Origin of the sequence: Lactiplantibacillus herbarum (assembly GCF_001039045.1) — a bacterium.
In the GTDB taxonomy this organism is placed as follows: Bacteria; Bacillota; Bacilli; order Lactobacillales; family Lactobacillaceae; genus Lactiplantibacillus; species Lactiplantibacillus herbarum.
On the sequence record NZ_LFEE01000012.1, the window covers coordinates 81,509 to 105,544 of the forward strand.

Below are 24,036 nucleotides of genomic sequence, written 5' to 3' on the forward strand. Positions count from 1 at the left end.
AAAGTCCTGCCTATATAGCAATATAATAGTATCTAATGAACTAAACTTTTAACTAGCACGACGTCCTCAAATATAGTAATTGCTAATGAAATAATAAAATTAAAAAATAATTAATTTAGAGTCCGATTGAGCAGCCATTTTGTTTAAAATAACTAACGCTAAAATCCGTATAACTTCGCTGATTTCAAACGAATTACCGAAAAAACACGGATTTACTTGACTAATCTGCCAAAAATTAATAGAATTAGTAACATTGAATTAATAAGAATTTGATTAGGAGGCACTACCATATGAAAGCATCACGGCGGTTATTGGTTAAGAAGCCAGTCAATCCAGCTAACTTTAATAAGGGCGGTCTTGCGAAGACGTTGAATGCCTTCAGTTTAACGATGATGGGTGTTGGCGCCATTGTGGGTTCCGGGATCTTTATTACGCCCGGGATTATTGCCGCTAAGTATGCGGGACCCGCTGCCATGCTATCCTTTGTGATTGCTGCGGTAGTCTGTTCACTGGCAGCATTATGTTACGCTGAATTTGCGTCAACGATTCCGTTAGCCGGCAGTGCCTATACTTATGTTTATACGGTCTTTGGTGAGTTCTTAGCCTGGATTCTCGGATGGTCGTTGATTTCGGAGTATTTATTTGCCGTTTCATCGGTAGCCGTCAGTTGGTCGGCCTATTTTCAGAATTTGTTGAGTGGTTTTGGAATAAAGCTCCCAGAATTCTTGTCAGCTGCTGCGGGGACGGCTGGAACGTCTCACGCGGGTTTTAACCTGATTGCGTTCATCGTCGTTTTAGCAGTCTCGCTGTTGCTAGTAGGGGGCTTACAAGAATCGACGCGGGTCAATACAATTATGGTGGTCGTTAAAATTCTAGTAATTGTATTATTCATCGGTGTTGCGATCTTCTTCGTTCGTCCAGCTAACTTTCATCCGTTCATGCCTCACGGGGTGCATGGATTAGTCAAAGGGGCTTCCTTAGCCTTCTATGCGTACATTGGTTTTGACGCGGTTTCAACGGCTTCAGAAGAAGTTAAGAATCCTAAACGGGACATGCCGATTGGGATTATTGGTTCGCTGGTAGTTGCCTCGATTCTCTACGTTGCAATGGCAGCCGTGCTGGTAGGTGTCGTCAATTATACTAAGTTAAACGTTGGCGATCCGGTAGCGTACGCTTTAGCTGTGATTCATCAGAATTGGGCGGCTGGGATCGTTTCATTAGGTGCTGTCGTTGGGATGACCACGGTTCTAATCGTTATGCTCTACGGTGGAACGCGCTTACTGTTTGCGATTAGTCGGGATGGCTTATTACCAAAAGCGTTCCGGACGCTGAATCCGCGGACGAAGGTTCCCGTTAAGAGTACTTGGATCTTCGGGATTATTGCTAGTATCTTTGCAGCCGTTATTCCACTGGATAAGATTGCGGAGTTAGTCAATATTGGAACGCTATTTGCATTCGCCATGGTCTCGATTGGGGTAGTCTTCCTACGTCGTCATGAAACGTTACAGCAGATTGATAGTTCATTTAAAGTACCGTTCTATCCAGTGTTACCGATCGTATCGTTTGGTGCCTGTATCTACTTAATGATGAACTTACAGGCTTTTACATGGCATATGTTCGCTATCTGGATATTGATTGGCGTTGTCATCTATTTCCTATACAGCTACCGTCATTCACGAATCCGAGCAGATTTACGCGAAAAAGAAACAAAATAGTTTTAATCAAACGAGTCCGTTGTGGGCTCGTTTTTTTGAGGGGTTATGCTATAATTAAGCCCGTTATTCAACAGGTTGAAAGAGTAGAGGTGGCTAATTATGCAGCGACGGTCAAACGCCTATCATATTAGTGTATTGGCAGTATTAATGGCAATTGTTATTATGCAAAATATTGTGCCGTTCTTTGGGTACATTCCCTTACCAGGACTTAGTATCACCACGATTCATATCACGGTGATCATTGCGGCCGTAGTATTAGGACCTCGTGATGGGGCCATTATTGGTGGTATTTGGGGATTGATCGATTGGATCCGGGCATTTGTAGCGCCAACGAGTGCGTTAGCGCCAATTGTCTTCACGAATCCGCTAGTTTCGATTTTACCGCGGGTGTTGATTGGTCTCGTTGCGGGTTGGATTTTCATTTGGTTCAGCAAACGTCACCGGACAACGCTTGGTTTTACATTGGCCGGCATTGCGGGGGCGTTGACTAATACGATTCTAGTATTAGGGCTAATTGGGCTGCTGTACAGCCATCAAGCAGCTGGGTTCTACCAAGTTAACCTTAGCAAGTTGATGCCATACTTGCTGACGGTCGTGGCGTCAAATGGGGTTCCCGAAGCTATCTTGGCTGGAATCCTGACGCCGTTGATTGGGACACCGCTAATGCGATTTAAACAACGATAAGTGAAACCCTGATGTATTTGGAAACTAGCGAGCATTTCTAAAATAGTAGCGTGCAATTAAAATAAGCGTTCCGGCATAATAATGTCGGAACGCTTATTTATGAAACTAGTTAATTAAATGTATCCTGATATTAAACGAAACGACGGCGAATGGCAGCCCATAGTCCGGTTGCAGCAGCTAATAAGCTGACGCCTACTGCAGCAATCCATGACTGAGAAGTTGATTCATCCGTTTGTGGTAGTGCAACGGTAGCTTGTTTAGCCGTTGCGGGTGAGGTAACAGGTACTAAATCTTCGCTAGCTGTTTGAGCTAACGAACTGTCAGTTGCTACTGGTGTCGCCACACTCTGATCACGTAATAAACTAGCCGTAACTGCTGAGCCACTTTGATCATGGTTGACTAACCAATCGGCATTAGTGACAATCTGGTCAGCACTAGTAGAAGTGGTAAGTGTTTGAGCAACTGTCTCACCAGTATCACTGTTGATAGCGTCCGCATCACTTGTAAGGTCGACAGTATTTGTATCGTTAGTCGTTGTCTTATCATCCGTACTGTTCGAGTCGCCAGAATTAGTGTTATCAGTAGCTGTATCACCAGAATTCGAGTTACCAGAGTTAGTGTTATCAGTATCTGTGTCACCAGAATTCGAGTTGCCAGAATTATTATTATCGGTATCAGTAGTTGGTTCTTCAACAGCCTCTGCACCAACTAAAGCTGCTAAGAAGTCCGTTAAATGCTGACGATATTGCAAGATAGCGTTGTTGGCAGCAGCGTGACCGCCAACTTGTCCTGGTAAGATCCAGACTTCTTGGTCGGTTGAATGGTTAGCAGCGGCTAATTCTAATGATTGTGTGTAAGGAATAAAGGAGTCATCCTCTGTATGAATCAATAGAAGGGGTACGGTTACTTTGCTAGCAGCATCTAAACCTGAGATATCAGTAACGCTGAATCCCTGTTCCTTAATCAAACGAGCGTTGATCGCAGCTACGATCTTGTCATAAGATAAGAAAGGTAACTGGGTGATTGCTGAAAGTCCAACTGACTGAAGTGCATTGGAAACGGCAGCGATTGCCTTAGTGTAGAGTGAACTACCAAGTTCTGGCAAGGTAGCGTAGCCAGCATCCGCAACAACTGCTTTGACGGATTTGGATAAACCAGGGACTGAAGCAGCTTCTAACACGGTATCGGCACCTAGTGATTGGCCATAGAAGACCACTTCACTATTGGCACCGTTACGGGCATCGACCATTTTGACCCAGTTGAGCCAGTCGTATTTATCTTGATAGCCAAAGGTAAGATCATTACCATCACTGAGGAACTGACCCCGTTGACTAGGCATCAACACGTTATAGCCCATGTCATACCAGATCTTTGAGACGTAACCGATCCAATCAACGTGTTCTGTCCAGCCTTGGCCAATAATAACGGTTTTAGTTGAGTTACCATTTTGAATATAGTAGGCCCGAACGTTTTGTGTTGGATCGTTATATTCTGGTAAGGTCCAAGTTTCTTTGGTGACGGTATTCCACCAAGTAACGGTGCCAGGATAGTAGGCTTCTGCGGCAGCACGGTCAGTTGCGTAGGCAACGGGATCGAGACCTTCCCAAGTGTTTGAGATATCGTAACGATGCTCATTCATTTGAGTCCGAAGATTAGATAACATTTGAGAACCACTACCAGTAAAGACGATTGGGTAGAGGACGTTACCAACGATGGTGCTGGCGATATTAGTTGGTAATTCTTTTAATTGTGTGACAATTGCGTTTAGCTTGGCCTTGGCAGCAGCTAGATTAGCGGCTACTTCAGGTGTCAGTTGTTTGCCAGATAATTCTTTAATCGTATTAACGATCGATACGATGTCAGTCGCATCCAAGGTAACGGTGGTTGTTTCGTTTGTATTAGTGACTTCAGTCTTAGTCCAAGTGACGCTGTAGGGACCACTCTGAGTAATGGTGATTTTGCTGACTTGGTTACCAACTTTTACATTGGTTTCGTAGATCAAACCGTGACCGCTATCACTAGTAGCCGCAGTACTGGCCGCAGCACTAGCAGTACTAGTTGCAACCTGGCTACTTTGACTAGCAGTACTAGTGGCGCTGCTAGCTGCAGCTGAGGTAACCGTACTATTATTAGTAGCGGCACTGCTCGTTGCTGTTGAGCTAGCAGAGTTGACTGTACTGTTACCAGCAACGCTTGATTGACTAGTAGCGTTACTTGCTTGGCTAGTCACTTGTGACGAAGCACTGCTGGTTGAACTACTATTGGCAGCACTGGCCTGACTAGTTGTCGCGCTTGAGGCTTGACTGGCAGCCGGTGTCCCTGTGCTGGTAGTTGAACTGCTGGCTACTGAACTGTTCGCTGAGCTAGTGGTGCTGGCACTGAGCGTATCAGCGGAGACACTGGCAGCGCTGCTGGCTAATTCGTTGGTACTAAGTGTTTGTGTCGTAGCTGAAGCTGACGTTGCTGCAGTAGTGGCAGCGAATGCATTCGTTGTCAGCATTAAGGTACTTCCGAGCCCCGCAATCGTAATCCCGGCATATACCCAATGCTTTCCATCCTTGAACATTTTGTAATGGACAAGGTCATCCTTTTTTGGTGAATTCCTTTTCATATTACTTACTCCTCGTAACTTTTTAGTCTGTTGCACAATTAAAAATATAGCACGCATCGTTGTTATTGTTACGGTTTATACGATTTAACTTGATTGAAAACACGACTTTTAGATAACCGCAGAATTTGTTTACACTATAAAACTTAATCACTGAATGATTAACAGACCACATTAATCGTGATAATACGCTTAAAAGGCGGACCTGCAGGGAGATACAACATAAATACTCAAATGTACAGGCCAACTGAACAGTTAACTAACAAACGAATAAGCTGACTGATGGCGACCTTGAAAATTAGCGGTGTTGACTAATTTAACAATAAAAGTTAAGTTTGATTGAAATTTCACTTATCAGTTGCTATCATAAGGGATGAATGAAGCGTTTCCGTTTTTGACGGAAATAAAATACAAAGGGGGGACCATTATGAATCTCGGATTAAGTATCTTATCCTTGGCGCGCTTCCAGTTTGCAATGACCACGGTATTTCATTTCTTTTTCGTGCCATTATCAATCGGCTTAGCTTTAGTTGTTGCAATTATGGAAACAGTGTACGTTGTCAAAAAGGACATCTTGTACAAGCACATGGCGCAGTTCTGGGGGCGAATCTTTTTACTTAGTTTTGCCGTTGGGGTTGTGACCGGGCTTATTCAAGAATTCCAATTTGGGATGAACTGGTCTGATTATTCACGATTTATGGGTGACATTTTTGGAGCACCATTAGCGATTGAAGCGTTAGTGGCCTTCTTCATGGAATCCACGTTTATTGGGTTATGGATGTTTGGTTGGGATCGTTTCAATGCCAAGCTGCACTGTGCGTTTATCTGGTTAACCTCAATTGGGACCATGATTTCTGCAATGTGGATCTTAGCAGCGAACAGTTTCATGCAAAATCCAGTTGGGTTTATGATTAATGCTAAAACGGGTCGGGCTCAAATGACCAGCTTTGCGGCAGTCATCAAGAACCCACAATTATGGTACGAATTGCCACACGTGTTGTTTGGGGCGTTCGTAACTGGTTCGTTTGTGGTTGCTGGGATGGCAGCGTTTGGCTTGTTGAAGAAGAAAAACGTCACATTCTACCGCAAGTCAATCAAGGTTAGTCTTATCATTGGCTTGATTGCTTCAATCGGTGTTGTTGGGATGGGTGACTTACAGACCCGTTACATTATTAAGGAACAACCGATGAAGTTTGCAGCTACTGAAGGGTTATATAAAGATTCTGGTTCACCAGCTTCATGGGCAATCATTGAAGGAATGGATACCAAGAATCACAAGAGTAACTGGTCAATTGAGGTTCCTTACGTCTTAGACATCCTGAGTTACCATAAGCTTCAAGGTAACGTTAAGGGTCAGAATAGAATCAATAAGGAATTGCACGCAAAGTATGACAAGAAGTTTGGTAAGGACATGAATTACTACGTCCCAACTAAGACCTTGTTCTGGAGCTTCCGTGTGATGGCCGTCTCTGGTGGCTTGTTTGCGCTGATCGCCATTGTTGGCCTCTACTTTAACCGGGCCAAATCGACGATGATCGAGCGGCAACGTTGGTTCTTGTGGATTATGGGCATTTGTACGTTCTTACCATTTGCAGCCAATACGGCCGGTTGGTTCATTACTGAACTTGGTCGTTATCCATGGGTTGTCTACGGATTATTGACAATTGCTGACGCGGTTTCGCCAAATGTCAGTGTTGCTTCATTATTATTCTCAAATATTGTCTACTTCTGTTTGTTCAGTGGCTTAGGTGCCGTCATGATTGTCTTATCACGGCGTGCATTGCATCATGGTCCGGATGACTTGCTACAAGCGGGCGACGATGCACCGTACGATCCTTATGGTAAGGAGGCGTTCAGTCATGAGTAACTTACAATTCTTATGGTTTGTGCTAGTTGGGGTCCTATTTAGTGGTTTCTTCTTCCTTGAAGGTTTTGACTTTGGGGTCGGGATGACTATCAAAAGTTTAGCTCAAAATCGTGAGGAACGTGACGTTGTGATCCATACGATTGGACCACACTGGGATGCCAATGAAGTATGGCTGGTTACTGCTGGTGGGGCGATGTTTGCCTCATTTCCAATGTGGTATGCGTCACTATTCTCTGGTTTCTATCTGATTCTATTGTTGATTTTAGTTGCCTTAATTATGCGTGGAGTGTCATTTGAATTCCGGAGTCGGATGGAAAGTGAATCCGGCCGTAATTTCTGGGAATGGGCCGCAGCTATTGGTAGTTTCTGTGCAGCATTTCTGTTCGGAATGATGTTTACTGCGATGGTCAAAGGAATGCCAATCAATGCTCATGGCGATATGACGGCACACTTTACGGATTACGTGAACTTGTTCTCAATCGTTGGTGGGGTGGCTGTTTCCTTGCTATGCTACTTGCACGGGTTGAACTTTATTCGACTGAAGACGACGGGTACCTTACGGGAACGGGCTTTAAAGTGGGCTAAACCACTCTACTGGGTACTGTTTGCTGGTGAAGTTGTCTTTGCAATTTTATTGTTCTTCAATACGGATTTCTTTGCTAAGAAACCAATTTCAACGACAATTTTAGTGGTTGCACTGGTCCTATTAACGGTGCTAGCAACGTGGGGCGTTTACGGCAATCACGAATGGCTCTCATTCATCAGCAGTGGTTTATCACTGATTGATGTGGTTGTGCTGTTATTCAACGGGTTGTTCCCACGTGTGATGGTCGCTAACAATGCGGCTAATAGTATCTTGATCAAGGACGCTTCGAACTCGCCATATACGCTACATTTGATGACGGTGATCTCATTAACCGTCTTACCAATTATGTTGGTCTACTTCATTTGGAGCTACTGGGTCTTTTACAAGCGGTTGGCATCGTAATTTAAATTGTCAATGTAAGCAGTATCACGGGGTGCGGTGGTACAATTAATCTAATAGCATCAACAGGGTCGTGACCTTGGCTATGTGCCGAGGCGCGGCCCTGTTCATTTATAGGCAGGGAGGAATGACATGTGTTTGATCCAGCTTTATTTAAACTACCCGGAATGCGGCGAGTAACGGTTATTTTAAGCTTGCTAGCAGTAGTTGAAGGAATCTGTATTGTGTTGCAGGCCTATTACTTATCAGTCGCAATCGTTGGGCTGTGGCACCTGCATTCATTAGCGACGATTGTACGACCGATGCTTTTCTTTGCGTTGGCATGGACTGGCCGTCAATTATTAGTGGTGATCAAGAATCGCTTGATGTACCCACTAGTCGAGAAGACGACTGGTGATTTACGGAAGCAAGTGATGCAGAAGTTATACCGATTAGGACCAGGCTACGTCGCTAAAACGGGGACTGGTAACGTGGTAACCACGGCGTTGGAAGGAATCGATAAGGTTCAAACGTATCTGATGTTAGTGGTCATCAAAGTTGTCGATATGATGGTAATTCCGTGGATCGTTTTAATCTACATTGCGTGGTTGCGGTGGCGTGAAGCATTATTTTTACTAGCTATTTTTCCATTAATTATTATCTTTATGATCATTTTGGGTTACGCCGCCCAAGCTAAAGCTGATAAGCAGTACGTGGGCTATCAGCGGATGTCGAATCACTTTGTGGATACGCTCCGGGGATTGCCAACACTCAAGCAATTAGGGCTTAGCAAACGCTATGCCAATAATGTTTATCAAGTGAGTGAAGGTTACCGTCAGCAGACGATGGCAGTTATTAAGATTGCCATGTTGTCGACTTTCGCACTCGACTTTTTCACTACGTTATCGATTGCGGTCGTTGCTGTTTTCTTAGGGTTTGGCTTAATCAATGGCACGATTACCTTGTTGCCAGCGTTAGTGATTCTAGTGTTATCACCGGATTACTTTTTGCCATTACGGACATTTGCGAATGACTATCACGCAACGTTAAATGGTAAAAATGCGTTTACAGCAGTACAGGAAATGTTGGCCTTACCAGTAGCGACTGACCGTCAACAACTCGGCGAAGCCCCGCTAGACTGGCATGAAGATAGTACGTTAAGTCTCCAAGCAGTTGATTTTAAATATGATGATACCGTTAGTCAGCCTGCACTAAGTAAGCTGACGCTGACGGCCCATGGTTATCAACGGATTGGTATTATCGGGGCGTCTGGTTCAGGTAAATCAACCTTAATCAACTTACTGGGTGGTTTCTTAACGCCGGTAGCGGATCAAGGAGAGATTCAGGTTAACGGGCAGACAGTCTCACATCTGAGTCAACAGGCCTGGCAACAAAGCTTCTTCTATATTCCTCAAAGTCCATATCTATTTCACGCGACCTTGGCTGAAAATATTGCCTTTTACCAGCCTCAAGCTAGTCAAACGGCTATTGAGCAGGCGGCTAATAAAGCCGGTTTGACGGCGTGGATTCAAACGTTACCTGATGGACTCGCCACACCGATTGGCGAAGGTTCACGCGGTGTCAGTGGCGGGCAAGCCCAGCGAATCGCGTTAGCACGAGCATTCCTGGATGACTCCCGCAAAATCTTACTCTTTGATGAACCTACAGCGCATCTCGATATTGAGACAGAAGCTGAATTGAAGACGACCATCTTGCCAGTATTACAGGATCACTTAGTCTTCTTTGCAACCCATCGACTGCACTGGATCAACCAGATGGATTACGTGCTGGTCATGGATCACGGGCAGATCGTTGAGCAGGGGACGCCTGCCGAGTTAGCTGAACACGACGGCGCATACGTCCGTTTACGTGATGAAATGGTAGGTGCAATCTGATGAAAGACTTTTTAGCAACATTCAAGCACGATACTTGGGTCATGCCCTATCTACGTAAGTACAAAAAGTTATTAGCGTTGACGTTGTTCTTAGGTTTAATGACCTTCTTCTGTGGCTCGGCGTTGATGTTTAACTCCGGTTACTTAATCAGTAAGGCCGCTCGTCATCCGTATAACATTTTGATGATTTACGTGCCGATTGTACTGACACGGGCGTTTGGGATTGGTCGGCCAGCCTTTCGTTATGCCGAACGAATTACTAGCCATAACTGGGTCTTACGAATCGTTTCGGATTTCCGTAAGAAGCTCTATCAAGCCGTTGAAAAACACGCGGTTGCCATTCGACAGAACTTTCAAACGGGTGACGTCCTCAGTATTTTAGCAGACGATATCGATCACATTGAAAATCTCTATCTACGGACCGTTTTTCCAACCGTAATTGCGTGGCTAATGACGCTGATTATCGTCATTGCATTGGGCTACTTCAGCTGGTGGTTTGGTCTACTAATGCTCTTAATGCTGGGGCTAGTCGTGGTGGTGATGCCACTGTGGTCAGTATTGATCAACGGTGCACGTGAATCTCAAAGTCGGCAACTACAGCAGGGCTTTTATACCCAACTGACGGATGCTGTCATGGGACTTGGTGACTGGTTAATTGCGGGGCGCCAAGGGGACTTCTATGAACGTCAGACTAAGCCGATTAAAGAGATCGCAGCGTTGCGACGCCAAGATCATCAATTCCAATGGTGGCGTGATTTTACGATTCAGATGATCTTTGGGATCATTTGTCTTGCGTTACTGATTTGGAGTAGCTTTTATTGGACGAGTAATGCGGCCAGTTCTAACTGGATTGCAGCGTTCGTGTTATCTGTGTTTCCACTAGTTGACGCGCTTCAATCCGTTAGCCAAGGGGTCAGTGAGTGGCCAAGCTATCAGCGCTCGATTCGACGCGTTAATGACTTGGATACGACACCTGCTGATGAACATGACCAGACAACTTTGACGGAGCCCGTACAAATGTTACGAGTTGCTGATCTAAGCTTTCAATATTCAGCGGATAACCATGCCATCTTCAGCGGACTTAATCTGACGCTGAAAGCAGGTGAAAAGTTGGCCTTGTTAGGACCTTCTGGAACGGGGAAGAGTACGTTGCTGAAACTGATTCTTGGTGATTTAATACCAGATCAGGGAACGGTACAACTTAACGATGTGCCGGTCACACGTTTGCAAAATGAACGCGCACGGTTATTCGGGGTGCTTGACCAGCAGCCGTATCTCTTCAATACGACGATTATGAATAACGTGCGGATGGGAAACCTGAATGCGACGGATGAACAGGTTAAGACTGCACTCAAGGCAGTTGAACTGGACGCGTTGATTGCAACGCTCCCAGACGGTTACGAGACGGTGGTCGAGGAGGGCGGTGCCCGCTTCTCTGGTGGGGAACGCCAACGCCTAGCCTTGGCACGAATCTTATTGCAGGATGCGCCTATCATTATCTTAGACGAACCAACCGTTAGTCTAGATCCGATTACCGAAGCACACCTGTTAGCAACAGTCTTCCGGGTATTGCACGATAAAACGATTCTCTGGGTCACGCATCACTTGGCTGGAATTGAACACGTGGATCAAGTCAGATTCTTGGAGGATGGCCAGTTTGATATGGCTGGAACCCCACAGAAACTGTACGCGACAACCCCACGATTTAAACGGTTATACGATTTAGATCAAGGTCATGATACGCCTAACGAAGAAGTTTAAAGTTGATAGCGTATTAAAATAAGCCCCATTGGCAGCTTCAAGTAATGAAGTGTGCCAATGGGGCTTATTCTGTCTTTGAATGTTGATTAGTGATTTCGTACGAGTAGCTCCGTAACTAATCGGCGTAAGGTCTGCTGAGTCTCCCCAGTTGGGAGGGTGTCAATTAGATTTAAAGCTGTTTTGGTATAGTGCGTTGCTAACTGTTGAGCTTGGGTGACGCCTCCTAAAGCGATAACCTGATCACGAATCGTTAATAATTGCTCGTTACTAATGGTGTCGCCTAGTTGTGGGAGTTGTTCAGCCAAAGTTGGATCAGCGGTTAAAGCGTAAATTAAGGGGAGCGAGTAGACCCCATCTTTTAAGTCATTCAGGACGGGTTTTTGCGTCAATGCTTCGTCACCGGCGTAATCGAGAACATCATCGAGCATCTGGTAGGCTAAGCCCATCCGTTCACCAATCTGTTGGGCAAGGGTGACGACGGCCGCTGGGGCACCCGCAAAGTGAGCGCCTTGTTCGCAACTAAGGCTGAACAGACGGGCTGTTTTTCCACGAGCGATGTCCAGGTAATCATCAACGGTAGTAGTGGGTTGGAAGTTATGCGCCATTTGGTCGAGTTCGCCCTGTAAGATGGCACGCATGGCCGCCGTATTGACCTTGACGTCATCCGCCGTTTTAGCAGCGATTAAGACCTGATCAAAGTAGCAGGTGAACAGTAAGTCACCTGCATAGATGGCATTACGTTGCCCGTAATCTTGGTGTACCGTTGTGACGTGGCGGCGCTCCGCCGAATTGTCGATCACGTCATCGTGAATGAGCGTTGCGACGTGCAATAATTCCATGGCTGCGGCACCTGCCCGCAAACGAACTGCATCACGTTCAGTCCCAAATTGACTGAACAGGTAGAAAAAGCCGGGGCGTAAAAATTTACCGCCAGCTGCGAGTAGTTCGTGGACCCGATCATTAATGGCCGGATTATTAATTTGAACATTAGTGGCAAGGTAAGGCTTTAAATCCGCTAGTTCAGTAGCGACAGCACTTTCTGGTTGCCAAATCGTTTGCATCATCATGAAAATCCCCCGTTTTTTTAGAAATGGCTCCGGGGCGTTGAGACGCCAACACTTGCAGCCAGTCACATTCTAAAATACAATCTATATTAAAGGTACAAATAACTTGAAAACTTGTCAAACAAAAGGCGGTGCTATTATTGAAACCAAAAGTTTTTCTTGAATTTGTTGAAATTAAATCTTTGATTGCTAGTGTGTTACCATTCGTTCTTGGTAGTTTGTATGCCGTTTATAATTATCATCAATTACACCTAGGCTATTTAGTGCTATTTTTTATTGCGTCCTCATTATTTCACATGGCAACGAACGCCAACGATAACTATCAAGACTTCCTGCACGCCCCACGAAATACGGATAATCAGGAATTCCTTGAAGCAACTAACGTGGTCGGGGTTAACCGCATCTCAATCAGTCAGGCTCGTCTGATTACCTTTGGATTGGGTGGCGTTTCACTGATTATCGGGCTCTGGTTAGTCACTAAGACTGGTTTGCCATTACTGTGGATGGGACTCTATTCATATGCAGTGGGGTATTTCTATGCGGGTGGCCCCAAGCCAATCTCACAGGGGCCGTTTGGAGAATTATTCTCAGGGTTTACAATGGGCTTCATGATTTTTTGGATCGCGGTCTTCATCAATACTTATGACGTAGCGGCGATCACGTGGTCTTCTGCGCTAGCGGTTTTAGTAGCTTCAGGGTTAGCGATGTTTGCAATTACCAATATCATGTTGGCCAATAATATCTGTGACATGGACGAAGATATTGCGCTTGGTCGTCATACGATTCTGTACTACTTAGGTAAACCAACAATGCTGAGGGTCTTTGCGGGAAGTTACGTCGCAGGGTATATCTGCTTAGTTGTGGCCGTTTTGATGGGCGTCTTACCTAAGTTCAGTTTACTGACTTTAATCAGTGCGGTGCCAGTATGGCGCAATACCCGGATCTTTATGGGCAAGCAGGTTAAGCGGGAAACGTTTATTCTGTCGATTAAGAATGCCACACTGATCTGCCTGTCATTTATCGTGTTCATGGGGTTAGGGTTAGTCTTTAACTAACTTAGGGGTACTCGTAGCGTGAATTGCGAACTATGATTATCTTGCTATTGAGACTGGCCAAATGTAAGAATAAGTTAGTAATATCAAACAGACCACTTCAGAATGATTATCATTCTGAAGTGGTCTGTTTTTGTAGTGACGGTTATTCAGTTTTGAAACGTGCACCAGCAGGCAGTTTGTTCCGCTTAACGAAGAAACCGGCGACTATTCCAAGCCCAGGAATAATCACCGGTTTTACGTTAATGCTCGCAAACTAAACGCCTGCTGGTGCACTCTTATAGCTTACTTTTCAAATGGATAGCGATAATCCCACTGTGCTCGAGCGGCAGTCATGACATCCATGACGTCAGCCGTCTTAGCTAAGCTAGTATTGTGAACTTTGCCAGCAATCATCTGTTGCATATTGGCAATTTCATAGTTCATCGCATTGGTGCTGTCACCAGCCGTGATGGTTTCAACGTTACCCTGGTTATCGGTAAAGGTAGCCGTATCTGCACGTGGATAAGTGTCCACGGTGAAGTAGCCGTTCTCGTAGGCCACGATGCCACGTTTAGGCATCTTAGCACGGAAAGTCAACGCTACCGTTGCTAATTCATCATTAGCATTGCGTAACGTAATCGTTGAAGATTCATCAACGCCACTGCTGAAGCGGTGCATCGTCGTACCGGTAATGTAAGGTTTCGCGGTTAAGAATTCTTCCACGAAAGCCAAGGCATAAACACCGATATCTAACAGGGCACCACCGGCTAAATCTGGATTGAAGAAACGGTTAGTTGGATCAGCTTCCTTGAAGCTACCAAAGCTGGCCTGCACCATTTTTAAGTCGCCTAAGTGTCGTTCAGCAGCGAAGTCATGTAATTTTTCGTATAATGGCATGTGGTAGAGGGTCATAGCTTCCGCCAAGATAAGGTGGTTGCTTGTAGCTACTTCACGGGCAATGTTCAGCTCAGTGCTAGACATCGTGATCGCTTTTTCGCTCAGGACATGTTTGCCCGCTCGTAATGCGGGTAGAATCGTCTCAATGTGATAATTATGCGGAGTGGCGACGTAGATAATGTCGACCTGATCATCTGCTAGTAAGTCATCCAAGTTACCATACGCCTTAGCAATATGGTGTTCATTGGCGAAGGCAGTTGCTTTTGCTTGTGAGCGTGAGCAGACCGCGTAGATTTCGCCATCGGGTTGATCAAAATATTTTACGAAGCTGTGAGCAATGTTGCCGAGACCGACAATTGCCCAACGATAAGTTTTAGCCATGCAGAGGTTCCTCCTAGATAATCAATTGTGAACACCTATATTTTAGCAAAAAAATAAACAAATAGTGTCGAATAACCGTTTAAAATTAATTTAAAACCCGGTAGAATAAGATGTAATCAATAAAAAAGGAGCGGCTGGAATGGCGAGTAAGCGACGACGACCACGGCAAAAGCGACAATCACAATTTTTTGTAAAAAAAGGACGCGTTCAGTGGCTGAACGTCCTGATTGTTTGTGTTGCTGTAATCGGTTTAGGATGGCTTGCTCAGCGTTCATGGCAGTCTAAGGCGGAAACCACAACGGCACCGTTAACGTCGCATACTGCGTTTATTAAGCGCTTGGCCCCAGAAGCACAGCGATTGAACAAAAAATATCACGTGATGACGAGTATTACGCTCAGCCAGGCCATTTTAGAGTCTGATTGGGGTCAGAGTACGAATGCCACTGAAAATAATAACCTGTTCGGAGTGAAAGCCTATGGGACTCAGGCTGGTAAACTCATGACGACGCAAGAGTATTACGACGGGGCCTATCATACCGTTAAGCGCCGCTTTCGGGTGTATACTAGTTGGCACGACTCATTAGTCGATCATGCCGAGAAATTAGCTTACGGGACGACTTGGGACTCACAGCACTATGCTGCTGTCATTCAAGCTAAGGATTATCAAACCGCCGCTAAAGCATTGCAAACGGCCGGCTACGCGACTGATCCTAGTTATGCACAAAAATTAATTAATATTATTCAAAAATATCACTTACAACGGTATGATAGTAAGTAACGAAATAATTGTGTTAATCATTTTTATTATTATTTATTCTTAGGAGGCTATTATGCGAGAACTTGAAGAACGCATTGCAAAAGACGGACGGGTGCTCCCGGGCGAAGTATTGAAGGTTGATGGTTTCTTGAATCATCAGATTGATCCAGATTTGATGTTTGCGATGGGGACTGAATTTGCCCACTTGTTCCAAGATGCTGGGATCACAAAGATCTTAACGGTTGAATCATCGGGGATTGCCCCCGCAGTGATGGCCGGATTAGCGATGCACGTTCCAGTTGTTTTCGCACGTAAACACAAGTCGGTCACGTTAATTGACGATTTATACACGGCGGAAGTCTATTCATATACCAAGAAGACGTCCAACCACATTTCAATTGCTAAAAAGTTCATTAACGCAGATGACAACGTCTTGATCATCGATGATTTCTTAGCCAATGGTCAAGCTGTTCAGGGACTTTTTGAAATCTGTGATCAGGCGCAAGTTAAGATTGCGGGTGTCGGGATTGTCATTGAAAAGGTCTTCCAGACTGGTCACCAATTGATTGCTGATCGTGGTGTTCGGTTGGAATCACTTGCTCAGATTACGTCATTTGATGGTGATCGGGTACACTTTGCTTCAGAAGCAACAACGGATTAGCACGACGCAAAGTGCGTGGCATAAAAAGTGAGGGGAGTCACCTCTTGTGCCACGTTTCGATTGTAACTAGTTGGAGATAAAAATGAGTTTGGTTTTGTCCTAACTAAAGAAAGTGGGGGGGATTACGATGCGAGTCGATGTTGGGATTTTAGCGCTTATCTTTGTGATTAACTTTGCGTACATTACGTTGAACACAGTAAGATTCTTACTGGTAATGCGCGGTTACCGCTATATTGCGGCCTTTGCCAGTATTATTGAAATTACAATTTATGTCTTGGGACTCTCGTTAGTTCTGAATCGGCTGGATAATCCACTCAACCTACTCGTTTACGCGTTAGGCTACGGAGTCGGTGTCTACGTTGGTATGGTGATTGAAGATAAGTTAGCTTTAGGTTACACGATGATTTCAGTAATCTTGCCAGATCCTAAATCAGGATTGCCCGGTGTTTTACGGGAGCATGGTTTTGGTGTAACGCAACACGCCGCATACGGACTTGAAGGCGAACGGTTAGCGTTAGAGATTCTCGCACCACGCAAGAATGAGCGTCAACTCTATAACCTGATTAGAGAGGAAGCACCTAACGCATTCGTGATTGCTTACGAACCACGCTATATTTCAGGCGGTTTCTGGCTTAAGCGGGTGAAGCGTCGTAATGCGCGGCGAAAAAATTAGTTCAATACTTGCAACGAAACGGTACAGCAAGTATGATTGTTACAGAATAATGAGTATTGGATTAATAATCATTCAATCAATAATAGTTATTAAGGGATAAGAAAGTAGGGACTTTGAAGTGGACAACTCGATTTTAAATCCAGGTGGTACGCTAGGCATTATTGGTAGCAGTACTAATGGTGTTGGATTAGTAATTGCCGCGCGTAATGCTGGCATCACTGTCGGAGTATACGGCGATAACGAAAATACTGAGACCATGGAACTGGCGGATTTTCGCGTTGTCGGGGCCCTCAATGATCAGCGACAGTTACAAAACTTTGCGGAACGTTGTGACATGGTGACTTATGAATCAGAAACCATTGATGCAGCCGTTGTTAATTTCTTGGCGGCGCACACGCGAGTGCCACAGGGTGGCGATGCCTTAGAAATCACTCAAGATCGGTCGTTAGAACGGGCCTTTTTTAGTCAGCTAAACTTTAACGTGGCACCATCTGCAACGATCGTTAGTTTGGATGATGTGTACCAAGCAATTGGGTCAATCGGTTATCCAAGTATCTTGAAGCCCATTCAAAAAGGTTTGGGACAGAATCGTCAATTGGTCATCAAAACGCAGTCCGACATTGTTAAAGCGGCGGATTTGTTAGATTGGGGAACGTACTTACTCGAATCCTTGATTCCCTATGAAAAAGAATTGTCGGTCTTCGGTGCCAAGAGTGGTGACACGACGGCCTTCTTCCCAACCGTTGAGAATCGTTACCGTAACCATGAACTGGTGGCTTCAATTGTACCAGCTCAGGTTGATTCAGCGGTTAATGATGAAATGCTGCGGATCACTAAGGAAATCAGCGATAATTTGAGTTACACCGGTGTCTTTGAAGTGGCGTTCTTCCTAACGGCAAGTGGTAACTTGTACGTTAAACGGATCGTACCTGCGATGCATAAAGCGGGTTACGTCTTTGAACGTGCAACCAACATTAGTATGGCGGAACAACACTTACGAGCTATTGCCGGACTACCACTGATGCCAGTTAAGTTATTGATGCCGGTTGTGGCAGCATACTTCACGCCTGCACAGGAAAGTGGTATTCGGACCCAGTGGCAGATCAAAACGAACTGGTTCTTTAATTTCTATCACCGCACATTATTACAGGCAGATCGAGCACCGGTTGCCGGTCACGTATTGGTTGAAGCACCAAGTGTCAAGGAAGCTCTTGAACAGCTTGAAGATACCACTATTTGGCAGCTAGGGCACGCTGCACTGAGTGATGAAAATAGTGATGATGAGTAAACGATAATTAAATGAATTTTAACGATGAGTTTGGGCTAAACGCCCAAACTCTTTTGCTTTTCTAAAGATTAATCTAAGGGTTGAAACTGGTCATGGCTTTCACTTAAGGTGAGCAGGCGATTACAAATGAACGCTTTTGTCTGCTTGGAGGAGACTTAATAATTAAGGCATTTTTAAGCCGCCTATATTGTTGATTTTGGGTCCTTAAAACCCAGCAAATACGCGTGAAATTTGCTATAATATTAAGTGACTGATTTTTAGAAAGGGTGGCGAATAGCGTGTCGAAAGAAAGCTTATTGGCAGGAATGAATGACAAGCAACAGGAAGCCGTTTTAGACACAGAGGGACCACTACTGATTATGGCCGGTGCCGGCTCAGGAAAGACACGGGTCTTAACGCACCGAGTGGCCTATTTAATTGAAGAACAAGGGGTCAATCCTTGGAACGTTTTAGCGATTACATTTACGAATAAAGCCGCTCGTGAAATGCGTGAACGAGTTGGGAAATTATTAGGTGATTCAGCACGCGACGTCTGGGTATCAACGTTCCATGCGTTGTGTGTTCGGATTCTACGCCGAGACATTGAACAGATCGGTTATAACCGTGCCTTCACGATTGCGGGAACAAGCGAACAACGGACGTTAGTTAAACGAATCTTAACGGAACAAAATATTGATTCTAAAAAGTTTGATCCACGATCCATTTTATCGGCAATTTCAAATGCAAAAAATGACGTACAAACGCCTGAGATGTATAAAGAATCGGCAGCTAGCCCATTCGAAAGTGTTGTGGCAGACGTTTACGTGCAGTATCAACGTGAGTTAGCAGCGGATCAAGCGGTCGATTTCGATGATCTGATCATGTTGACGATTCAACTATTCAAACAGAACCCCGAAACGTTAGCTTGGTACCAGAACAAATTCCACTATATTCACGTGGATGAATACCAAGATACGAATAACGCTCAGTATACGTTGGTCAATATGTTGGCTGACAAGTACAAGAATCTCTGTGTTGTTGGGGATGCCGACCAATCAATCTATGGTTGGCGTGGTGCCAATATGGAGAATATCCTTGATTTTGAAAAGGATTATCCACAAGCTGATACGGTGATGTTGGAACAGAATTACCGTTCAACGAAGACGATCTTAACAGCTGCCAACGCGGTTATCGACAATAACTCGACGCGTCGTCCTAAAAAATTATGGACAGAAAATGATACTGGCGAATTAATTTCGTATTATCGTGGTCAGAGTGAAAGTGATGAAACCCACTTTGTGATTGCTAAGATCCAAGAAAATATTGAGGAACAGCACTTTAATTACGGTGACTTTGCCGTTCTATATCGGACCAACGCCCAGTCACGTGTCATGGAAGAATCACTGGTTAAGGCCAACATTCCGTACACGATGGTCGGGGGTAACAAGTTCTACGACCGTAAAGAAATCCGTGACGTCTTGTCTTACTTGACGTTAGTGGTTAATGACCAAGATTCAATGAATTTTGAACGAATCGTTAACGAACCTAAACGGGGTATCGGTCAAACTAGTGTTGATAAGTTGCGTTTATTCGCTGATGAAGCTGGTTATTCGATGCTGGAAGCTGCAAGTAACGTCGACATGGCTAACGGTATCTCAGCACGGACTAAGGGAGCGTTAGCGAAGTTTGCAACGACCATGAATGAGTTACGGGCGATGCGCGAATACTTGTCCGTAACGGATCTGACACAGGAAATTCTCAATCGGACGGGTTACATGAAGGCGTTGAAGGATGCCAAAGCAACCACGTCCTTGGGAGCCCAAGCGCGGATTGAAAAATATCGAAGAATTTCTATCCGTAACGAAGCAATTCGACGATAGCTACCAACCTGAGGAAGAGGACAGCGATAAGTTCGTTGATTTCTTAGCTGATTTAGCACTGGTTTCTGACATTGATAACGTGGAAGAAGAACCACAAGCTGTGACCTTAATGACGTTACATGCCGCTAAGGGACTTGAATTTCCAGTTGTGTTCTTGATTGGGATGGAAGACGGCATCTTCCCACTGTCACGTGCAATGATGGATGAAGACGAGCTAGAAGAAGAACGGCGTTTGGCCTACGTGGGGATCACCCGTGCTGAAACTAAGCTGTACTTAACGAATGCTTATTCACGGATGCTCTATGGTCGCCGACAGAATAATCCTGCGTCACGATTTATCGATGAAATCGACACCAAGTTGATTAAAAACGAGAACACCTTGGATGGGAATAGTAGTGATGGACCACAAGTACCATTCGGTTCTGATCGGGATCGCCGGGCGTTTACACCGTCTTACAAGAAGAATCCTGTGGGTACCCGAGCAACAGCTAAAAAGGCTTCTGGGACTGGCGCTGACAAGAATAGTTGGTCAATTGGTGACAAGGTGACCCACCGTAAATGGGGAACTGGAACAGTCGTCAAAGTGACCGGCGCTGGTGAGGACGCGGAATTAGATATCGCATTTAAGTCAGAAGGAATCAAACGACTCTTAGCAGCCTTTGCTCCGATTCAAAAAGTTCAGGATTAAAAAGTTAGGAGGAGTGGCTGATGGCAGATAAAACCAACGCAACGGACGTTACGCAGGCGACTGAAGAAGTCACTGCATTACGGACCCAGCTAAATGAATGGCGTCGCCAGTATTACGATGAAGATGCGCCGAACGTTGAAGATGATGTGTATGACCGCCAGTATGCGCGGTTGGTTGAATTGGAACAGGCCTATCCCCAACTAGTTACACCGGATTCACCAACGCAGTTAGTCGGTGGGACTGTCAGGGCTGGTTTTACCAAGGTAACCCATGCGATTCCAATGCTGTCACTAGGCGATGTCTTCTCACAAGCTGAATTAAAAGAGTTCACTGAGCGCGTTGAGCAAAACGTTGGTGAGCCGGTTGACTATAACTGTGAGTTGAAGATCGACGGCTTAGCACTCTCACTCCGATATGAAGAGGGTGTGTTAGTCCAAGGAGCCACTCGTGGGAACGGGACGATTGGTGAGGATATCACGGCTAACATCAAGACGATTAAGTCGATTCCACAGAAGTTAACCCGGCCACTGACCATTGAGGTTCGGGGCGAGTGTTACATGCCCAAAGCGGCGTTTGCTGCGCTGAATGAACGGCGTGAAGCTGCTGGTGAGCCAGTCTTTGCTAATCCGCGGAATGCAGCTGCTGGGACGTTGCGGCAACTTGATTCACGAGTCGTAGCTGAACGGCAGTTGAGTACGTTTATGTATAACGTTGCCGACTACGAACCACTGACGGCACGTACGCAGAGTGAGATGCTGACAGAATTGGCAGACCTAGGTTTTGCAACCAATCCTGATTTTAAAGTCGCTCATTCGATGGCTGACATTTTTAGTTATATTGATCGGTATCAAAATCAACGGGCTGACTTAGCTTATGGCATTGACGGAATCGTGATTAAAGCGAACTCGTTGCCATTACAACGCTCGTTAGGGGCAACGGTTAAAGTCCCTCGCTGGGCAATTGCGTTTAAATTCCCACCGGATGAACAACCGACCTTGTTGTTAGAAGTTGAATGGACGGTCGGCCGAACTGGAGTGGTCACACCGACTGCCGTTATGGAACCCGTACAGTTAGCCGGAACGACGGTTGCGCGGGCTTCATTGCATAATCCAGATTACGTTGCGGCTAAGGACGTTCGGATTGGGGATACCGTCTTACTGCATAAGGCTGGCGATATTATTCCTGAGATTTCAGCGGTTGATATGACTAAACGGCCTAAAGATGCTGAACCATTAGTGATTCCAACGACTTGTCCGTCGTGTGAGGCGCCACTGGTTCATCTGGAAGATGAAGTCGCATTGCGCTGCATCAATCCTAAGTGCCCAGCCCAAGTACAAGAGGGGTTAGTCCACTTTGCTTCGCGGAATGCGATGAATATTGATGGTCTTGGTCCTCGGATCATTGCGCAGTTATATACCAACCACTTAGTAACGGATGTCGCAGATTTGTACCGTTTAACGACGGAACAATTACTCACATTAGATAAAGTAAAAGATAAATCTGCTGAAAAGCTCTTGACAGCAATTGACCGTAGCCGTGATAATTCACTTGAACGGTTATTGTTCGGCCTCGGTATTCGACACGTGGGCGCGAAGGTTGCTCGACTGATTGCGCAACATTTTGGTTCGATCGAAGCGTTGATGGGCGCTGCTCAAGAAGAGATTGCTGAAATCGATTCGATGGGTGACGTCATTGCGGATGCGGTCGTCCAGTATTTTGCGAGCGAAGAAGTCCATACACTGATCACGGAGCTTCAAGAAGTTAAGGTCAATACGACTTATCAGGGCCCTAGTGTTGAAGTAGCTGAAGAAAGCAATAGCTGGTTTGCTGGTAAACGGGTCGTGTTAACGGGTAAGCTGACTAGTTTCACCCGTGGTGATGCGACTCAGTGGCTGCAAGCTAACGGGGCAACCGTTACCGGTAGTGTTTCAAAGAAGACTGACCTGGTTATTGCGGGTAGCGATGCCGGTAGTAAGTTGCAAAAGGCACAACAGCTGGACATTACTGTATGGGATGAAGCCCAGTTCAGCGAGACAATGAGGGAGGATGCACAAGCGTGAATGTTAAACGCATACGCACGATCGGTTTAGTGGCAATGGCTGCCATTGTCTTAGCCGCCTGCGGAAATTTAAAGGGCTCATCATTTGGCTCAAGTAGTACTAGCACCACGACAACGGGTTCAAAAGCCACGACTACAACTGGTTCAACTGATAGTGAATTTTATCAAGGAGTCATTAAGAATGGCCGTTACCGGACGAGTACGTCGCGGGGCGTCAACGTATCGCAAAATGACAACGTGATGAACTTGAAGAGCTTTGAAACGGGTTTGTTGGACGTCTCTAAGAAAGAGTTTTCGACGAGTAAATACGTTTTCCAAGAAGGTCAGTATTTGAGTACGTCAACGGTTGAAAACTGGTTGGGACGCGTCTCAAGCAGTAACCCAGACGGTTTAAATCCGAAGAATAATGGTAAAACGGATCCAAATACGCGTAACCCAATCTACTTACAACAACTTGAAGAACAGGATTATATGATTCAAAGTGGTAGTAAGCTAACTTTAGGTGGCGTTACCGTTGGTTTAGGATTGAACTCCATTGATTACTATACAAAGGTTCAATACGGGGCGACTTACGAAACTGATATCTCAACGACAGAATTAACGGCTCAGGGTAAGAAGATGGCTAATACTGTGTTACAACGGTTACGTCAAAAATCTGCTTTGAAGAACGTCCCAATCGTTTTAGCACTCTATAAGCAGTCATCCAATGATAGCTTAGTAGGTGGTAACATGATTGCTTATGCTGTTTCAAAGAACGGGTCAACTTCGATTACTAACTGGAAGTCCCTGAACTGGCAAAATTATGTCTTCCCAGCAACGACTGAGTCTAAAAACTCTGGCGCAAATAGTAATGACGAATCTGATTTCAGTTCGTTTAAGTCGCACGTCCAAAACTTCTTCCCGAATTTGTCTGGTGTAACGGCGAATGCGCATTACAAAGACAAGTCATTGAGCAAGTTGAGTGTCAATATTACGACTAAGTTCTATAGTGAAACTGAAATTACTAGTTTCACGCAATACTTGGCAACAGCGGCTAAACGCTACTTGCCATCCGGTGTTCCCGTTGAAATCACGGTTAAGAGTGCCAATGGGGATATTCAAAGTTTCTTAGCACGAACGGCTACGGGTAGTTCGTACTACACCCACGTCTTTAGTGACCAGGGCGACAATTAAATTAAGTAA

Annotated in this window: 16 protein-coding genes and 1 pseudogene; 14 read left to right on the top strand and 3 right to left on the bottom strand. The window is 45.2% G+C overall.

The features are described from left to right. Positions 1-290: 290 nt before the first annotated feature. Together ACG95_RS03805 and ACG95_RS03810 are read left to right on the top strand one after the other, a co-directional pair. Positions 291-1,715 (top strand): amino acid permease, encoded by a 1,425-nt coding sequence (locus ACG95_RS03805; protein ID WP_047999227.1) that lies wholly within the window; start codon positions 291-293, stop codon positions 1,713-1,715. A gap of 99 nt (positions 1,716-1,814) precedes the next feature. Continuing rightward, positions 1,815-2,399: an ECF transporter S component gene (locus tag ACG95_RS03810; RefSeq protein WP_047999228.1), complete on the top strand. Its 585-nt coding sequence runs from the start codon at positions 1,815-1,817 to the stop codon at positions 2,397-2,399. 130 nt (positions 2,400-2,529) lie between these two features. Here ACG95_RS03810 and ACG95_RS03815 read toward each other — a convergent pair whose 3' ends face one another. Beyond that, positions 2,530-5,010, bottom strand: coding sequence for a serine aminopeptidase domain-containing protein (locus tag ACG95_RS03815; RefSeq protein WP_047999229.1), 2,481 nt, complete (start codon positions 5,008-5,010; stop codon positions 2,530-2,532). 424 nt (positions 5,011-5,434) lie between these two features. Between ACG95_RS03815 and ACG95_RS03820 the strand changes: the two genes are divergently transcribed. The 4 genes from ACG95_RS03820 to cydC all read left to right on the top strand — a co-directional run bounded on the left by ACG95_RS03820 (position 5,435) and on the right by cydC (position 11,493). Beyond that, positions 5,435-6,874, top strand: a complete 1,440-nt coding sequence (locus ACG95_RS03820) for a cytochrome ubiquinol oxidase subunit I (protein WP_047999230.1) — start codon at positions 5,435-5,437, stop codon at positions 6,872-6,874. After that, positions 6,867-7,862 carry a cytochrome d ubiquinol oxidase subunit II gene (gene cydB, locus ACG95_RS03825; RefSeq protein WP_047999231.1) on the top strand — a complete coding sequence of 332 codons (996 nt, stop codon included), beginning with the start codon at positions 6,867-6,869 and terminating at the stop codon, positions 7,860-7,862. The genes ACG95_RS03820 and cydB overlap by 8 nt, the downstream gene beginning before the upstream one ends. A gap of 131 nt (positions 7,863-7,993) precedes the next feature. Beyond that, positions 7,994-9,733: a thiol reductant ABC exporter subunit CydD gene (cydD, locus tag ACG95_RS03830; protein WP_047999232.1), complete on the top strand. Its 1,740-nt coding sequence runs from the start codon at positions 7,994-7,996 to the stop codon at positions 9,731-9,733. Then, positions 9,733-11,493, top strand: a complete 1,761-nt coding sequence (gene cydC / locus ACG95_RS03835) for a thiol reductant ABC exporter subunit CydC (protein ID WP_047999233.1) — start codon at positions 9,733-9,735, stop codon at positions 11,491-11,493. Before cydD ends, cydC begins: the two co-directional genes overlap by 1 nt. 86 nt (positions 11,494-11,579) lie before the next feature. Here cydC and ACG95_RS03840 read toward each other — a convergent pair whose 3' ends face one another. Continuing rightward, a complete protein-coding gene (locus ACG95_RS03840; RefSeq protein WP_047999313.1) occupies positions 11,580-12,557 on the bottom strand; it encodes a polyprenyl synthetase family protein in 978 nt (325 codons plus the stop codon). Positions 12,558-12,688: 131 nt separating this feature from the next. Between ACG95_RS03840 and ACG95_RS03845 the strand changes: the two genes are divergently transcribed. Continuing rightward, complete coding sequence (locus ACG95_RS03845) at positions 12,689-13,612, top strand: prenyltransferase (RefSeq protein ID WP_237756442.1); 924 nt, start codon at positions 12,689-12,691, stop codon at positions 13,610-13,612. Positions 13,613-13,894: 282 nt separating this feature from the next. On the opposite strand, the gene ACG95_RS03850 is transcribed toward ACG95_RS03845, so the two are convergent. Beyond that, a complete protein-coding gene (locus ACG95_RS03850) occupies positions 13,895-14,869 on the bottom strand; it encodes a Gfo/Idh/MocA family protein (protein WP_047999235.1) in 975 nt (324 codons plus the stop codon). Between the two features lie 139 nt (positions 14,870-15,008). Between ACG95_RS03850 and ACG95_RS03855 the strand changes: the two genes are divergently transcribed. From ACG95_RS03855 to ACG95_RS03885, 7 genes and pseudogenes are all read left to right on the top strand, one after another. After that, positions 15,009-15,647 carry a glycoside hydrolase family 73 protein gene (locus ACG95_RS03855; RefSeq protein WP_047999236.1) on the top strand — a complete coding sequence of 213 codons (639 nt, stop codon included), beginning with the start codon at positions 15,009-15,011 and terminating at the stop codon, positions 15,645-15,647. A 52-nt stretch (positions 15,648-15,699) separates the two neighbouring features. Beyond that, entirely contained in the window at positions 15,700-16,287 is a 588-nt protein-coding gene (locus ACG95_RS03860; protein WP_047999237.1) for a xanthine phosphoribosyltransferase, read from the top strand. Positions 16,288-16,414: 127 nt separating this feature from the next. Further along, positions 16,415-16,960 carry a DUF2179 domain-containing protein gene (locus ACG95_RS03865; RefSeq protein ID WP_047999238.1) on the top strand — a complete coding sequence of 182 codons (546 nt, stop codon included), beginning with the start codon at positions 16,415-16,417 and terminating at the stop codon, positions 16,958-16,960. 118 nt (positions 16,961-17,078) lie between these two features. Further along, positions 17,079-18,248, top strand: coding sequence for a 5-(carboxyamino)imidazole ribonucleotide synthase (locus ACG95_RS03870; protein WP_047999239.1), 1,170 nt, complete (start codon positions 17,079-17,081; stop codon positions 18,246-18,248). Between the two features lie 278 nt (positions 18,249-18,526). Continuing rightward, positions 18,527-20,795: pseudogene (gene pcrA, locus ACG95_RS03875) on the top strand (DNA helicase PcrA). A 20-nt stretch (positions 20,796-20,815) separates the two neighbouring features. After that, the gene (gene ligA / locus ACG95_RS03880) at positions 20,816-22,855 is read left to right on the top strand and encodes an NAD-dependent DNA ligase LigA (protein WP_047999240.1); all 2,040 of its coding nucleotides are present in this window, start codon (positions 20,816-20,818) and stop codon (positions 22,853-22,855) included. Continuing rightward, complete coding sequence (locus tag ACG95_RS03885) at positions 22,852-24,027, top strand: CamS family sex pheromone protein (protein WP_047999241.1); 1,176 nt, start codon at positions 22,852-22,854, stop codon at positions 24,025-24,027. The genes ligA and ACG95_RS03885 overlap by 4 nt, the downstream gene beginning before the upstream one ends. Positions 24,028-24,036: the final 9 nt, after the last annotated feature.